The organism is Bacteroides sp. HMSC067B03 (assembly GCF_001811315.1).
GTDB lineage: Bacteria > Bacteroidota > Bacteroidia > Bacteroidales > Bacteroidaceae > Bacteroides > Bacteroides faecis.
This window is the reverse complement of sequence record NZ_KV804301.1, coordinates 1-16,463: the sequence shown is the minus strand read 5'-3', so window position 1 is coordinate 16,463 and position 16,463 is coordinate 1. Positions and strand designations below refer to the sequence as shown.

The 16,463-nt window shown below is 40.1% G+C and carries 9 protein-coding genes; 6 read left to right on the top strand and 3 right to left on the bottom strand.

All coding sequences use genetic code 11. From position 1 onward, the window contains the following. Positions 1-508 precede the first annotated feature (508 nt). Positions 509-1,351 carry an AraC family transcriptional regulator gene (locus HMPREF2794_RS05865; RefSeq protein ID WP_010537934.1) on the top strand — a complete coding sequence of 281 codons (843 nt, stop codon included), beginning with the start codon at positions 509-511 and terminating at the stop codon, positions 1,349-1,351. Here HMPREF2794_RS05865 and HMPREF2794_RS05860 read toward each other — a convergent pair. Continuing rightward, positions 1,348-2,847, bottom strand: coding sequence for a sensor histidine kinase (locus HMPREF2794_RS05860; protein WP_070751137.1), 1,500 nt, complete (start codon positions 2,845-2,847; stop codon positions 1,348-1,350). The genes HMPREF2794_RS05865 and HMPREF2794_RS05860 overlap by 4 nt on opposite strands. 341 nt (positions 2,848-3,188) lie before the next feature. Beyond that, complete coding sequence (locus HMPREF2794_RS05855) at positions 3,189-4,703, bottom strand: TlpA disulfide reductase family protein (protein WP_010537936.1); 1,515 nt, start codon at positions 4,701-4,703, stop codon at positions 3,189-3,191. Positions 4,704-4,853: 150 nt separating this feature from the next. Between HMPREF2794_RS05855 and HMPREF2794_RS05850 the strand changes: the two genes are divergently transcribed. Further along, positions 4,854-8,093, top strand: a complete 3,240-nt coding sequence (locus tag HMPREF2794_RS05850; protein WP_070751135.1) for a glycoside hydrolase family 2 TIM barrel-domain containing protein — start codon at positions 4,854-4,856, stop codon at positions 8,091-8,093. Positions 8,094-8,144: 51 nt separating this feature from the next. Then, positions 8,145-10,997: a glycoside hydrolase family 2 TIM barrel-domain containing protein gene (locus HMPREF2794_RS05845; RefSeq protein ID WP_055270762.1), complete on the top strand. Its 2,853-nt coding sequence runs from the start codon at positions 8,145-8,147 to the stop codon at positions 10,995-10,997. 21 nt (positions 10,998-11,018) lie between these two features. On the opposite strand, the gene HMPREF2794_RS05840 is transcribed toward HMPREF2794_RS05845, so the two are convergent. After that, positions 11,019-11,420, bottom strand: coding sequence for an ACT domain-containing protein (locus tag HMPREF2794_RS05840; protein WP_055270764.1), 402 nt, complete (start codon positions 11,418-11,420; stop codon positions 11,019-11,021). Positions 11,421-11,527: 107 nt separating this feature from the next. On the opposite strand from HMPREF2794_RS05840, the gene HMPREF2794_RS05835 reads away from it, so the two are divergent. The 3 genes from HMPREF2794_RS05835 to mgtA all read left to right on the top strand — a co-directional run bounded on the left by HMPREF2794_RS05835 (position 11,528) and on the right by mgtA (position 16,349). Beyond that, positions 11,528-12,214 carry a response regulator transcription factor gene (locus HMPREF2794_RS05835; RefSeq protein WP_010537940.1) on the top strand — a complete coding sequence of 229 codons (687 nt, stop codon included), beginning with the start codon at positions 11,528-11,530 and terminating at the stop codon, positions 12,212-12,214. Then, positions 12,211-13,578: a sensor histidine kinase gene (locus HMPREF2794_RS05830; protein WP_010537941.1), complete on the top strand. Its 1,368-nt coding sequence runs from the start codon at positions 12,211-12,213 to the stop codon at positions 13,576-13,578. Before HMPREF2794_RS05835 ends, HMPREF2794_RS05830 begins: the two co-directional genes overlap by 4 nt. 119 nt (positions 13,579-13,697) lie before the next feature. Further along, complete coding sequence (gene mgtA / locus HMPREF2794_RS05825) at positions 13,698-16,349, top strand: magnesium-translocating P-type ATPase (RefSeq protein WP_055270768.1); 2,652 nt, start codon at positions 13,698-13,700, stop codon at positions 16,347-16,349. The last annotated feature ends 114 nt before the right edge of the window (positions 16,350-16,463 follow it).

The window sequence follows — 16,463 nt, the reverse complement described above, 5'->3', positions numbered from 1 at the left end:
GGTGTTTTCTTTGGTAAAGGAAAAGGTAACAGTATTGAATGGAATGTTTCTACAGGATTGGCACAAGTCTATGCACTTCGTTTTAAATATATGAATACTACCGAAAAACCGATGCCTGTATTAATGAAGTTCATTGATTCAAAAGGAGTGGTATTGAAAGAGGATGTACTTACCTTCCCCAAAACACCGGACAAATGGAAGATGATGAGTACCACCACCGGTACATTTATTAATGCCGGACATTATAAGGTACTGCTTTCAGCAGAGAATATGGATGGTTTGGCATTTGATGCGTTGGATATTCAGTAATTCCACCAAATTACAACACTAAAAGTAACGGGATGCAAAGACGTTTTATATAGCTTTCTGTATCCCGTTTCTTATTTTGTCCTTTTCTTATAAATAGAATATAAATGTTATTTTTTTAAGATTCGATGCTCGAATTTTAATTATCCTGAATGTGGATTTTAAATAATCTCTATATTTGAAATTAAAAACAAGATAGACAATGGAAAGCGATATACCAAGGTACAATTTAACGGTTGATTATAAAGTGGGAGAAGGATTCGGGGAAAACTTGCTAGGGTATAAAAATGTTCATTGTAAAATAGAGGCCGGTTTCTTTATTCTTTGTACGAAAGGGACAATACAAGCAACGATTAATGGGAATCACTATAATATTGTCGAAAACGATTTAATTACCTTACCACCTAATTATTTTATGGAAATTCATGAGTTTTCGTCTGATATTCATATTTATTACGCAGGCTTCTCTTTTCAGTTTATAGAAAATATTAATTTGATGAAGTCCACCCAACATCTGCTTCCGATAATCATGCAAAATCCGGTTATCAAATTATCTCCGCTGCAAGCCAATAGCTATAAACTGTTTTATGAATCATCGATTCTTGCATACACTTCGGCCAGAACATTGGCTAACAAAGAGATTGTAAAAGCTGTTCTCACCATGTTTGTAGAAGGAGCGACCGAAATTTACAAATTGCAGAATAAATGGTATATATCATCTCAATCAAGAAAATATGAGATATATCAGGAATTCATACAACTGGTTATGAGGTATTATACTGTTCATCATGGTACCTCTTTTTATGCCAGTCACTTAGGACTTACTCTGCCTCATTTTTGTTCAACAATCAAGAAGGCAGCGGGGAATACTCCGTTAGAAATAATTGCTTCTGTTATCCTGATGGATGCCAAGTCCCGTTTAAAGTCAAGCAATGAGCCTGTGAAAAACATAGCTTTGTCCCTGGGATTCAATAACATCTCTTTCTTCAATAAGTTTTTTAAGCAGCATACCGGTGTCACTCCACAAAAATATAGAGGCCACTAATCTTCTGCTTGCCTTTTGAATGGCAGGGTAACACTAAAACAGCTGCCTTTCCCAACTTCTGATTCAACGGAAATTTCTCCTTGCAGATGTTCGGCAATCGTTTTGCAGATAGAAAGCCCCAAACCGGTTCCCTGCTTAAATGTATCTACCTTATAGAAACGGTCGAATATTTCTTTTTGGCATTCCTGCGGAATCCCCGAACCAGTATCTTCCACAAATACATGAACTGAGTCTGCATGGATAGAATCAACAGTATAACCGAAATGAATATATCCTTTTTCTGTAAACTTGCGGGCATTATTAATGAAATTACATACTACTTGTTTCAGACGTGTAGCATCTGTGTTGATATAGACATCTTCATCGGGCAATATTGCTCTAATATCGATTTCAGATGTAGATTTCACAGCCTGTTCTTTCTCTATATCTATCATTAGAGACTTTAGAGAACAATCTGTGAAAGTAAATTTAATAGTATCTGATTCAATCTTGGATAAATCAAGTATGTCATCAATCAGCCTTAGTAAGTGTTCGCTGTTGACGCTGATTAACCTCACAAAATCGGCACGTTCTTCCTCACTTAATTCATCATAACTGGAACCGATTACATCAGAGAAGCCTACTATTGCATTCAATGGTGTACGAATCTCATGGCTCATATTTGCTAAAAAAGCCATTTTAAGGCGGTCACTTTCTTCTGCTTTCTTACGGGCCTCTATCAAAGTGTTTTCTATGTCTTTATATTCTTGGATACTCAGACAGATTCCCACTAATCGATAGGGATGTCCGGAGATGTTTGCAATATAAGTGGATTGACCCTCAAACCATTCCCAAGTGCCGTCTCCGCGGCGCAAACGGAATGGTACGGTTTTATCAAAAGTAGTATTGCCGCTAAGTTGCACAACAAAGGCATCGGTCATGGTTTGTCGGTCGTCCGGATGAATCATATTCACATATTCCTCCATTGTCAAAGTATTGTTTTCTCCTGCCGGAATACCTAAATGCTCAAAATAACGATCGTCAAGGGTAAATTCACTTCGGCTTATATCGTAATACCAGGGATATATTCTAGTTCTTTGTAAAGCGGTATTCAAGATATACTCTTGTGTTAGTTCTACTGTAATATTGCGGAAAAAGAATAAGATCTTTTTTAATTTACCTTCCTCCCTAATTGTTGCAAATTCCCCTCTGATAGGAAATTGGGTATAATCAACCTGTTCTTGCATAAAAGTATGTTCAGGCAATGAATAAGTTTTTTCTCCTTGACAAATCTTTTGCAGAATAGTCGAGAGTATATCTTCCTTCTTGTTTAGCAGTTTAAATAAATGATTGGCAGGAAGAGGAAGTATCTCATTGACTGATGGGTGAACATGAAGCTCTGTTAGAGCCTGCTGATTAAGTTGAATGACTTCTCCACCAACATCAAATATGATAACTCCATCGGGTAAAATACTTAGTAATTCATCATAATAGAGCGTTTGTTTGTTCTCTTCCATTTCTTTTGGTTTTTAATGCAAATATATAGGATGACGTATATGTTCATAACAAAGAAAGCTATTTCTTAGAATATAATGCCATATTTACAGGACTTTTTGGGACTACTTACGGAGCTATTTAGAATTGCAACATATTTAATGTTAATATGATATTCATATTTTAATATTCAATGCTCCAATATTAATTAGACGATTATTCATATATTGAATCATACAAAAGAATGGCAGAATGAGAACTTATAAAAAGGCAATTCTGTTTTGAAATGATTTTGGCTTTATAAGTAAGTTTACTGTGAAGGAATAAAAAAGAGGAAAAACATCCGTCTTCCTCTTTCTATTTATTATTTAGTGAGTTTTATGCCATTTATTTGCCAGTCTTTTTCAGACGTTCCTTCCGTGAAGTTGAATCGTTTTGTATCGAAAGGCAGTGGCTCGAATGTGAGTGAGAACTCGGCTTCTCCGCTTTCGGGCAAAAAGAAATGTTCACCGGGAGTAAGCCCATCGGCCTTCTTTAGAGTATATGATCCCCCTTTTTCATCTGTCAACTGGGCATTTGTGCTTACTTGTATCCAGTATTTAGGTATATAGTACGCATAGAAGTGGATGATTGTGGCCGTATCAGTTAGTTCTACTTGTTTCACTTCAAGAATATCAGTATTGGTTGATTCTGTAACCGGATGATTAACAATCTTGTCATTGGTCCCTTGAGTTATACTCATCTCGCGTTTGGGTACATCCAGATATCTGCGCATTTTAAGTTTTAGGCTACCCTTACCATATCCCGACCACATTTTCATGATTTTTCCTTCCGGAGAAATGAGAACATAATTGGGAATACCATTGACATCATATACCGCAGACAGCCCGGCATTCTGTTTCAGGTCGCTTAGGTTTTGCCAAGTCATCTCATGTTGTGCAGAAGCAGCCTTCCATCGGCTCTTGGTATCCGAGCTCAAACTGACAATAGTGAGTCGGTCTTTATATTGTTCATGAATCTCTCTCATTTCGGGCAGAGCCATGATACAAGGTCCGCAACCGCTACTCCAAAAATCAAGAAGTATGAATTTCCCCTTAAAGTCAGCTAAATGGTGAACATTTCCGTCCAGATCGAAAAGATCGGAATCTGCCATTTCATCTCCTTCTTTTACTGTCTTTGGAGGGAAAAGATTGACTGTTATTTCTTGTCCTGTTATGGAAGCTTTCTGTTCTTCGTTCAATCTGTTATACAAAGCCAGTATTTCTTCTTTATCAGTAAACTTAGGATTGTACTTTACAGACATGCTTAAACCAAATAACTTATCCATCCAAATATTGGAAATAGGGAGTTCCTGCATCAGCTTCACTTCCCGTTTATCAATAATAGCCGATATGCTGTCCGATTTTGCCCGTATTGCTTTTCGTTCGGCTTCCGGAGCAGAACGCATATTGATAGCCAGGCGTTGGAATTCGTCCCATAAGTCACGTGAGTTTTCGATAAATCGATTATACTCTTGCTGTTCTTTCACCGGACTCTCTACTTTCCATGTGTAAATCAAAGTGTTTGTACCTGTTACTTTTATTTTGGCGTTGGGAGTTGCATAAATCTCCAGAGACATCGGAGGAAAATCCGCTTCACGGTTACACATAAGTGACAATTGATCCATACCACTTTCTCCTGCATTTCGCTTGAAAAAGAACGTTCCATTCCGTATTGTGTCCGAAGCAACGACACTTCCTACACGTCCATCCGTTAAAAACAAAGAAACCAGAGTTCCATCTTTCACTCCTTTTACATCGCCTTCAATTGTATACTCATTTTGTGCTTGCGAAGCGAGACTACTTAATAAAAGGAGGCTGCTGAATAGTAGTTTTTTCATAATAAAAATATTAGAATTAGTTATAAGTCACAAGGTAGAGCTTTTCATCATAGAGTGTTTCTTCTTTTATTATTCTTTAATATTTCTGTAAAAGAAAGGGGTACAAAATGCCCTTTCGTCCGTCTACTTGATATGAAGAAAAAAGAACGAATGAGAATATATACTTTACTGCTTGGCGCATTGATTGCTTGCCCGATGCAGGCACAAACAACGCATGACTGGGAGAATCATCATGTTCTCCAGATCAATCGTGAACCGGCACGAGCTGCTTTTATTCCTTTTTCCACGCAGAAAGGAGATTGTTCTATGTCTCTGGATGGAATCTGGAAGTTCCGTTGGACTCCTGTGCCTGATGAAAGAATCATAGATTTCTATCAGGCAAACTTCAATGATAAAAGCTGGAAAGATTTTCCTGTCCCTGCTAATTGGGAAGTGAATGGATATGGTACACCTATTTACGTATCTGCAGGTTACCCATTCAAAATAGATCCTCCGCGAGTGATGGGAGAGCCAAAGGCTGACTATACCACTTATAAAGAACGAAATCCGGTCGGACAGTATCGGCGTACATTCGTTTTGCCTGTCGGATGGGAAGCAGACGGACAGACTTTTCTGCGCTTTGAAGGAGTGATGAGTGCTTTTTATGTATGGATAAATGGCGAACGGGTGGGATATAGTCAGGGAAGTATGGAGCCTAGTGAATTTAATATTACCAGTTATTTGAAGACTGGTGAGAATCAGATTGCGCTGGAAGTTTACCGATATAGTGACGGATCATACCTTGAAGATCAGGACTTCTGGCGTTTTGGTGGTATTCATCGTAGCATTCATCTGATACATACACCTGATATTCGCATCCGTGATTATGCTATACGTACTCTTCCTGCATCTGCCGGTGAGTATAAAGACTTTATTTTGCAGATTGATCCTCAATTTAATATATACGGAGGTATGACCGGAAAAGGATATACAATACAAGGTATGTTGAAAGACGCGACCGGAAAAGTAATTGTAACGTTACAGGGAGAGGTTGAAGACATATTGGATTTAGAACATAAAGCCAGCCGGATGAATGAATGGTATCCGCAGCGTGGGCCACGTAAGATGGGACGTTTGTCAACTGTTATAAAATCCCCGGAGAGATGGACGGCAGAAACCCCTTATCTCTACAAGTTACACTTGGCTTTGTTAAATCCGGAAGGAAAAGTGATAGAGCAGACAGAACAGTCAGTAGGTTTCCGTTCTGTGGAAATTAAAAAAGGACAGCTACTGATTAATGGTAATCCGGTCCGCTTTAGAGGTGTAAACCGTCATGAACACGATCCGAGGACAGCACGTGTTATGAGTGAAGAAAGAATGCTTCAGGATATACTTTTAATGAAACAGGCGAACATCAACGCTGTCCGAACCAGCCATTATCCCAATGTGAGCCGTTGGTATGAACTTTGTGACAGTTTAGGGCTGTATGTGATGGATGAAGCGGATATTGAAGAGCACGGTCTACGCGGAACACTGGCTAGTACACCCGATTGGCATGCTGCATTTATGGATCGTGCAGTCCGCATGGCAGAACGTGATAAGAATTATCCGAGTATCGTGATGTGGAGTATGGGAAATGAAAGCGGTTACGGCCCCAACTTTGCGGCCATTTCTGCATGGCTACACGATTTTGACCCTACACGCCCTGTACATTATGAGGGCGCACAAGAAGTGGATGGTGAGCCTGACCCGAAGACGGTCGATGTAATCAGCCGTTTTTATACTCGTGTGAAACAAGAATATTTGAATCCCGGCATTGCAGAAGGAGAAGACAAGGAGCGTGCGGAAAATGCACGCTGGGAACGGCTGTTGGAAATAGCGGAACGTACTAATGATGACCGTCCGGTAATGACAAGCGAATATGCACATTCGATGGGTAATGCATTGGGAAACTTCAAAGAATATTGGGATGAAATATATAGTAATCCACGCATGTTGGGCGGTTTCATCTGGGATTGGGTAGATCAAGGTATTTATAAGGAATTGTCAGATGGACGTATCATGGTGGCGTATGGTGGAGACTTCGGTGATAAGCCGAATCTGAAAGCTTTCTGTTTTAATGGCTTATTGATGAGTGACCGTGAAACGACTCCGAAATATTGGGAAGTAAAGAAGGTATATGCTCCGGTTCAGTTGGCAGTCAACAATGGGCAATTGATTATTACAAACAGGAATCATCATATAGATTTGTCTCAATATCGTTGCTTGTGGACACTGTCGATAGATGGCAAACAGAAGGAACAGGGAGAAATCGCATTACCGGAAATAGCTCCCGGAAAGAGCGAAGCGGTCGCTTTACCCGTTTTCCCTAGGAACTTAATGAAGACACGTTCCGATTGTCAACTAAAAGTAAGCATCGTTTTGAAATCTGATGCTCTTTGGGCGAAAGCAGGACACGAGGTAACTTGGGAACAGTTTTGCTTGCAGAAAGGGGATTTGTTATCTGCTGATGTAGTCAATAAAGGAACACTGCAAATAAATGAGGATGATAAAACTCTATTGATTAACGGACGAAGTTTTTCTGTTCAGTGGGAAAAGGGAGTAACCGGAAGTATGACCTCTCTTATATATAATGGAAAAGAGATGTTGGCTCATTCAGATGATTTTCCGGTTCAGCCAGTCACACAAGTCTTTCGTGCTCCGACAGATAATGATAAGAGTTTTGGAAACTGGTTGGCAAAAGACTGGAAATTGCATACAATGGATAATCCCCGGATTAACCTGGAGTCTTTCAATCATGAAGAACGTGCAGATGGAGCAATTATAGTCAGGATACGGACAACTAATTTATATAAGGAGGGGAGAGTAACAACGACATCAGTTTATACAATTTCCTCTGATGGAACCATTGATCTGAAAACTACTTTCTTACCACAAGGAGTGCTCCCGGAATTGCCTCGTCTAGGACTTGCATTTTGCCTGTCTCCGGCTTGTAATACGTTTACATGGTATGGAAGAGGACCGCAAGATAATTATCCCGATCGAAAGACATCTGCTGCAATAGGGCTTTGGAAGAGAACAGTAGCAGAACAGTATGTACATTATCCTCGCCCACAGGATAGTGGAAATAAGGAAGAAGTGCAGTTTCTTACGTTGACAGATAAACATAATAAAGGTATTCGTGTAGACGCTGTAGAAAATGTATTCTCTGCATCCGCTTTGCATTATACCGCACAGGATTTATATAAAGAAACACACGACTGCGATTTAAAGCCACGTCCCGAGGTCATTCTCAGTATGGATGCTGCTGTACTTGGATTAGGGAATAGCAGTTGTGGACCAGGCGTGCTGAAAAAGTATGCTATTGAGAAAAAAGAACATACACTGCATGTACGCATAAGCAAACTGTAAAATAAGATTTGATACAAATAAATAGTAACTAACACAATAATAAAAGTAATAATGAGAAAAGTAACCACTTTATTATCGACTTTAGCATTGGCAACTACGCTGGCTGCTCAAAATCTTCCGCAAACGGAACGACAATACCTTTCCGGTCACGGATGTGATGATATGGTAGAATGGGACTTCTTCTGTACTAACGGACGTAATTCAGGCAAATGGACAAAGATCGGTGTACCATCTTGTTGGGAGTTGCAAGGCTTTGGTACCTATCAGTATGGAATCACCTTTTATGGCAAAGCATTTCCCGAAGGCGTTGCTGATGAGAAAGGAATGTATAAATATGAGTTCGAAGTTCCCGAGAAGTTTCGCGGGCAACAGGTGAATCTTGTATTCGAGGCTTCAATGACAGATACCGAAGTCAAAGTAAACGGACGGAAGGTTGGTTCGAAACATCAGGGAGCTTTCTATCGTTTTTCATACAATGTCACTGATTTCCTTAAATACGGAAAAAAGAACCTCTTGGAAGTAACAGTGTCTAAAGAAAGCGAAAATGCCAGTGTGAATCTTGCCGAACGTCGTGCCGATTACTGGAATTTTGGTGGTATCTTCCGCCCGGTATTCCTGGAAGTGAAACCTGCCATTAATTTGCGACATATCGCAATTGATGCGCAAATGGATGGAACCTTCCGTGCCAATTGTTACACAAATATATCCAATGATGGAATGAGTATCCGTGCCCAGATTCTGGATAATAAAGATAAGAAACTGGTAGAAACGACTGTACCGGTGAAGGCAGGAGGGGATTGGACATCGTTACAATTAAATGTTCCAAATCCGGCTTTGTGGACAGCGGAAACTCCCAATCTTTATAAAGCTCAGTTCTCCCTGCTTGATAAGAATGGCAAAGTGTTGCACAATGAAACTGAAAAATTTGGTTTTCGCACTATTGAAGTACGCGAAAGTGACGGACTATATATAAATGGAGTACGCATCAATGTACGGGGTGTCAATCGTCATAGTTTCCGTCCAGAAAGTGGCCGTACGCTAAGTAAAGCAAAGAATATCGAAGATGTTCTTTTGATGAAAGACATGAATATGAATTCTGTTCGCCTGAGTCATTATCCTGCCGATCCGGAGTTTCTGGAAGCATGTGATTCTCTGGGACTTTATGTGATGGATGAATTAGGTGGCTGGCATGGCAAATATGATACCCCGACCGGAGTACGACTGATTGAAGGAATGATAGAGCGGGATGTTAACCATCCGTCTATTATTTGGTGGAGCAACGGTAATGAAAAAGGATGGAATACCGAACTCGATGGGGAATTTCATAAATACGACCCGCAAAAACGTCCGGTGATTCACCCGCAAGGTAATTTTTCCGGTTTTGAAACCATGCACTATCGTTCTTACGGTGAAAGTCAGAATTACATGCGTTTGCCGGAAATCTTCATGCCGACAGAATTCCTCCATGGTTTGTACGATGGTGGTCACGGTGCCGGATTGTACGACTATTGGGAAATGATGCGCAAACATCCCCGCTGCATCGGTGGATTCCTTTGGGTACTGGCAGATGAGGGAGTGAAACGTGTCGATATGGATGGTTTCATTGATAATCAAGGGAACTTCGGTGCTGATGGCATTGTAGGGCCACATCATGAAAAAGAGGGTAGTTTCTATACAATCAAGCAGTTATGGAGTCCGGTACAAATTATGAATACTTCTATTGACAAGCAGTTTGACGGTAAATTCTCTGTAGAAAACCGCTATGATTACCTGAACCTGAATACTTGTCGCTTCCTCTGGAAACAGGTGAAGTTTCCTACTGCAACAGATACTTCTAATACAACCACTCAAGTTCTGAAAGAAGGAGAGGTACAAGGAAGTGATGTGGCAGCTCATTCAACAGGGATACTGGATATTAAAACAACCATTCTTCCGAATGCTGATGCCCTTTTCCTTACAGCGATTGACAAATACGGTCATGAGCTATGGCGCTGGACTTTCCCTGTAGATAAATTGAATCAGACGAACGAAGTGTTTTCTCCTCTATCTGGTAAAGCAACATATTCAGAAACGGAAAATGAGCTGACTGTGAAAGCGAAGAATCATACTTTCATTTTCTCAAAGAGAGATGGCCAACTAAAAGGTGTATCAGTGAACAATCATAAGATCAGCTTTGCCAATGGACCTCGTTTCATTGGTGCCCGTCGTGCGGACCGTTCTTTGGATCAATTTTACAATCACGATGACGAAAAGGCAAAAGAAAAAGACCGTACTTATAGTGAATTCCCTGATGCCGCAGTATTTACCAAACTAGAGGTAAAAGAAGACGGAGGAAACCTGATTGTTACTGCAAATTATAAATTGGGGAATCTTGATAAAGCACAATGGACAATCAATCCCAATGGAGAGGCGGCATTGGATTATACGTACAATTTCTCCGGTGTGGTAGATTTAATAGGAATCAGCTTCGACTATCCCGAGGATCAGGTCATCAGCAAACGATGGCTGGGAGCAGGACCATACCGTGTATGGCAAAACCGTATTCATGGTACGCAATACGACGTATGGGAAAATGACTACAACGATCCTATTCCGGGTGAAACATTTACCTATCCTGAATTCAAAGGATATTTCGACAGCGTCTCCTGGATGAATATCCGTACAAAAGAAGGTACTATCAGTCTGACCAATGAGACTCCGGATTCCTATATCGGAGTATATCAGCCGCGTGACGGTCGTGACCGATTACTTTATACGCTTCCTGAAAGTGGAATCTCTGTCTTGGATGTGATTCCTCCTGTACGTAATAAAGTAAATTCCACAGATCTGTGCGGTCCTTCTTCACAACCCAAATGGGTAAATGGTCCGCAGACCGGTCGAATCATTTTCCGGTTTATGGAATAAATGAAATAAAAGGTACTCACATCACGTTGAGTACCTTTTTTGTAGTTCAAGAATAGCATTTAAAGCTTGTTCTGCTTTCTCTTCAGGCACAAAAATATGGTCATGATAATACGCTGTCACAACATTTGCACTAATGTTTTTCTCAGCTAGTTTAGCTGAAAAGGCGGCTGTCAGACCAACTGCATCCAGACTGGAATGTACATTAAGTGTAATAAGCCTATAAACAGACTGGTAATGAATCTTCTTATTTACGGCATCTTGCTGTTCAAGAATGAAAGTTACCCCTTCTTTCTCGTGGAAAATCCCGATAGGGTTTAGTTCATACATTATCTTCCAATCAATTGTTGGAAAAGAACAAAAAACAAAATTACGTTCATCCAATACAGGTTCTATATTGGATAATAATATATCTAAATCTTTTATACTGACATAAATTCAACCGATGATAATTACACAAATATATGTAATAAGTGAGGAATAATCACTATTTTTGTTTCGTTATATATATTCTGATTAACGAATCCTTTCCTATGTATACAATACTAATTATAGAAGATGAACCCAGAGTTGCAAGTTTACTGATGAACGGACTGGAAGAAAATGGTTATCAGACAATGGTAGCTTATGACGGATTAATGGGATTACGGCTTTTTCAGGCACATACATTCAATCTGGTTATATCTGATATTGTTTTGCCTAAGATGGATGGATTTGAACTGGCAAAAGAAATTCGTAAGTCCAATCCCAATATTCCTATATTAATGTTGACGGCATTAGGTTCAACGAACGATAAACTGGACGGTTTCGATGCCGGTGCAGATGACTATATGGTAAAACCGTTTGATTTCAGAGAGCTGAATGCCAGAATTAAAGTTTTATTGAAACGTGTTACAGGAAATGTACCGGAGTTACCACAGGAACTTGTTTATGCGGATCTGCGTATTGACCTTCAGCGGAAAGACGTAGAACGGAATGGCATATTCATTAAACTTTCTCCCAAAGAATATAACTTGCTGCTATATATGGTCGAAAATGCTGAAAGGGTATTGAGCCGCGTTGAAATAGCAGAGAAAGTATGGAATACCCATTTTGATACGGGAACAAACTTCATAGATGTATATATCAACTATCTCCGTAAAAAAATAGATCGGGATTTCGAACCAAAACTTATTCATACCAAAGCCGGAATGGGCTTCATACTGACTGACAAATTATGAAAATCAAGACAACACTGACTCTACAATATGCAGGACTGACAGCCGCGGTATTCTTCGTATTTGTTATAGCTGTCTATTACGTAAGTGAGCATTCACGCAGTAATGCTTTCTTTCGTAACTTACAAAGTGAAGCTATAACCAAAGCTCATTTATTCCTTAACAATCAAGTAGATGCAAAGACTATGCAGTCTATTTACCTGAACAATCAGAAGTTTATAAATGAGGTAGAGGTAGCTGTCTATACAACAGATTTTAAAATACTATATCACGATGCTCTTCAAAACGATATAATCAAGGAAACACCGGAAATGGTGGAACGTATTCTGAAACGAAAAAACATCAGTTTTTATGTTGACGAATATCAGGCAATAGGACTTGTGTATCCGTTTGAAGGAAAAGATTACATTGTCACTGCCGCAGCTTATGATGGCTATGGATACGCCAACCGGGATGCACTGAGAAATATGCTCATTCTATTATTTATCGGCGGATTGACAGTGTTGGCAATTGTCGGTTATATTCTTTCCCGAAGTACTTTGAAGCCAATACGAAATATAGTAAAAGAAGCGGAGAAGATTACCGCATCCCATATTGACAAAAGGTTACCTGTAAAAAATGAACAGGATGAGCTGGGAGAGTTAAGCATTACATTCAATGATTTGCTGGAACGTTTGGAGAAGTCTTTCAACTCACAAAAGATGTTTGTCAGCAATGTATCCCACGAATTACGTACTCCTATGGCTGCTCTCACAGCCGAACTGGATTTAGCCTTGTTGAAAGAGCGAACCTCCGAACAATATCAGGCAGCCATTGGCAATGCATTACAAGATTCACGACGAATTATAAACCTGATAGACGGATTGCTGAATCTTGCAAAAGCCGATTATCAGTCGGAACAGATAACAATGGAGGAGGTCCGTCTGGACGAATTATTGCTGGATGCCAGAGAGCTAGTATTAAAAGCTCATCCGGATTATCATATTGAACTAGTATTTGAGCAGGAAGCTGAAGAAGATAATGTGCTGACTGTAATCGGAAACAGTTATCTGTTGACTACTGCTTTTGTAAATCTGGTTGAGAACAACTGCAAGTATTCTTCCAATCGGACTTCATCAGTCCTGATAGCTTATTGGGAGCAATGGGCGATCATCCGCTTATCCGATAATGGTGTAGGAATGTCCGATGTAGATAAAGAAAACCTATTCAAACTATTTTATCGTGGAGAAAACAAGAATATAGCTCCCGGAAATGGAATAGGTATGGCTTTGACGCAGAAAATCATTCACCTTCACAAAGGAGAATTGACCGTATCCTCTCATAAGGATGAAGGCACTACCTTTGTGGTAAAACTCCCGCATATTTAAGAAATTCTAATTGTTTTCTAATACCACTCTAATCATTCTCTAACAGCTTCCTTGTGAAGTCCTCCTTACTTTTGCGTTGAATTAATAAATGCAGTTAGTAACTTAAAAAAAAAGAGAATATGGTATGGAAGAAAAGACTGCGCTCATCACAGTACACATTCAATTCAGAGAAAGTATTTTTGGTTGCCACACAACCCAGTAAGTCAATCTATTCCTACTTGCAGACCACAAAGCTTGGACTAACACAGGGAGAAGTTCAGGAGCGACAGTCCATTTATGGAAGAAACGAAGTTATTCATGAACAGAAAAAGAATCCGTTTATCCTGTTTATCAGAACGTTCATCAATCCCTTTATAGGCGTTCTGACCGGACTTGCCATCATATCCCTGTTATTGGATGTACTGATGGCTGAACCGGGAGAACAAGAATGGACAGGAGTAATCATTATATCATCAATGGTTTTATTTAGTGCTGTCCTGCGTTTCTGGCAGGAATGGAAAGCAAATGAAGCTACGGATTCTTTAATGAAGATGGTAAAAAACACTTGTCTTGCGAAACGCGCGGGAGAACGGGAAGAAGAAATTGATATTACAGAACTTGTTCCGGGAGATATTGTGTATCTGGCAGCCGGTGATATGATCCCCGCCGATATACGGATTATTGATTCAAAAGACTTGTTTATTAGTCAGGCTTCACTGACAGGAGAGTCCGAACCGATAGAAAAGTTTCCGGAAGTACAGGGACAGCAATTCAGGAAAGGAAGTGTCATTGAGTTGGATAATATCTGTTATATGGGGTCTAATGTGATTAGTGGGGCAGCAAAAGGAATTGTTTTTGAAACGGGAAACAAAACCTATTTGGGTACGATTGCTAAAAGTCTGGTCGGGCATCGTGCTACTACAGCTTTTGATAAAGGCATTAGTAAGGTTAGCTTTCTATTGATTCGTTTTATGTTGGTTATGGTCCCATTTGTGTTTTTTGTAAATGGTTTTACGAAAGGAGACTGGTTCGAAGCTTTCATTTTTGCTATATCTGTTGCGGTCGGTCTTACTCCCGAAATGTTGCCTATGATAGTAACTGCCAACCTTTCTAAGGGAGCGATTACTATGTCAAAGAAGAAAACAATTGTAAAGAACCTCAATGCTATCCAGAATTTTGGAGCGATGGATATACTCTGCACCGATAAGACCGGTACGCTGACCTGTGACAAAATTGTGTTGGAGAAGTATATCAACGCAGATGGGAGCGATGATAACAGTAAACGTATTCTTCGTCATGCGTACTTTAACAGCTATTTTCAGACTGGTCTGAGAAACCTGATGGATAAAGCAATCCTTTCCCATGTGAGAGAACTGAATCTGGAACATTTGAAGGACGACTATACCAAAGTGGATGAAATACCTTTCGACTTTACACGCAGAAGAATGTCTGTTGTAATAGAAGACAGGCAAGGGAAACGGCAGATCATTACTAAAGGAGCGGTAGAAGAAATTCTCGATGTCTGTTCGTATGCTGAGTTCAACGGGCAGATACATCCTCTGACTGATGCCTTGAAAACTAAAGCGCAAAAGATAAGTGAAGAAATGAACCGGCAAGGAATGAGAGTATTGGCGGTTTCCCAGAAAAGTTTCATCGAAAAGGATTGCAATTTTGCTATCGAGGATGAAAAAGAAATGGTGTTGATCGGCTATCTCGCTTTTCTTGATCCCCCGAAACCTTCTGTCGCTGAAGCTATCGAGCAATTATATACACATGGAGTGGTAGTTAAGATTTTGTCGGGGGACAATGATATCGTGGTGAAGGCCATTGCCCGTCAAGTAGGGATTGACACTAGTCACTCCCTTAGCGGGTTAGAAGTGGAGGAAATGGATGATACTGCATTGAAAGAAGCAGTAAAGAACACCACTTTATTTTCCAAACTCACTCCATTTCAGAAGACATATATTATCTCTCTGTTGCAGGAGCAAGGTAACACGGTAGGCTTTCTGGGAGATGGAATCAACGATGCAGGTGCTCTACGCCAATCGGATATTGGCATATCGGTCGATTCGGCAGTAGATATAGCCAAAGAAAGTGCGGATATCATCCTGCTGGAAAAAGACCTGATGGTATTGGAAGATGGCGTACTAGAAGGGAGGAAGACGTTTGGCAATATCAATAAATACATAAAAATGACTGCCAGTTCCAATTTTGGTAATATGTTCAGTGTGATGTTCGCCAGTGCGTTTCTGCCATTCCTGCCTATGATGCCTATACACTTATTGATTCAGAATCTACTTTATGACATATCGCAGACAACCATTCCATTCGACCGGATGGACCCGGAGTTTCTGAAGAAACCGCGTAAATGGGATGCGTCCGACCTGAGCCGTTTTATGATTTATATAGGGCCTATCAGTTCCATTTTCGATATAATTACTTATTTGGTTATGTGGTATGTGTTCAGCTGTAACACTCCCGAACATCAAACGCTATTTCAGACTGGATGGTTTGTAGAAGGTTTATTATCACAGACATTGATTGTCCATATGATACGAACAAGAAAGATCCCGTTTATACAAAGCCGGGCAACCTGGCCCGTTATGGGATTAACACTATTAGTTATGGCGATAGGAATTATAATACCTTTCACTTCTTTCGGGAGGTCTATCGGACTGACGGCTCTCCCTTTGGGCTATTTCCTTTGGCTGCCAGGCATTTTGCTTTCCTATTGTATCTTGACACAACTGGTAAAAAGCTGGTATATCAGGAAGTTTGCACGCTGGCTATAGTGTTCGGGTTGTTTATCCCACAAATTAATTATGGCAGTAATCACTAAAGTTACACTGCGCTAGTTTATATAACTTTTTGTTATGGGGCTGTGTCAAAACTAAGGCACATCCCCT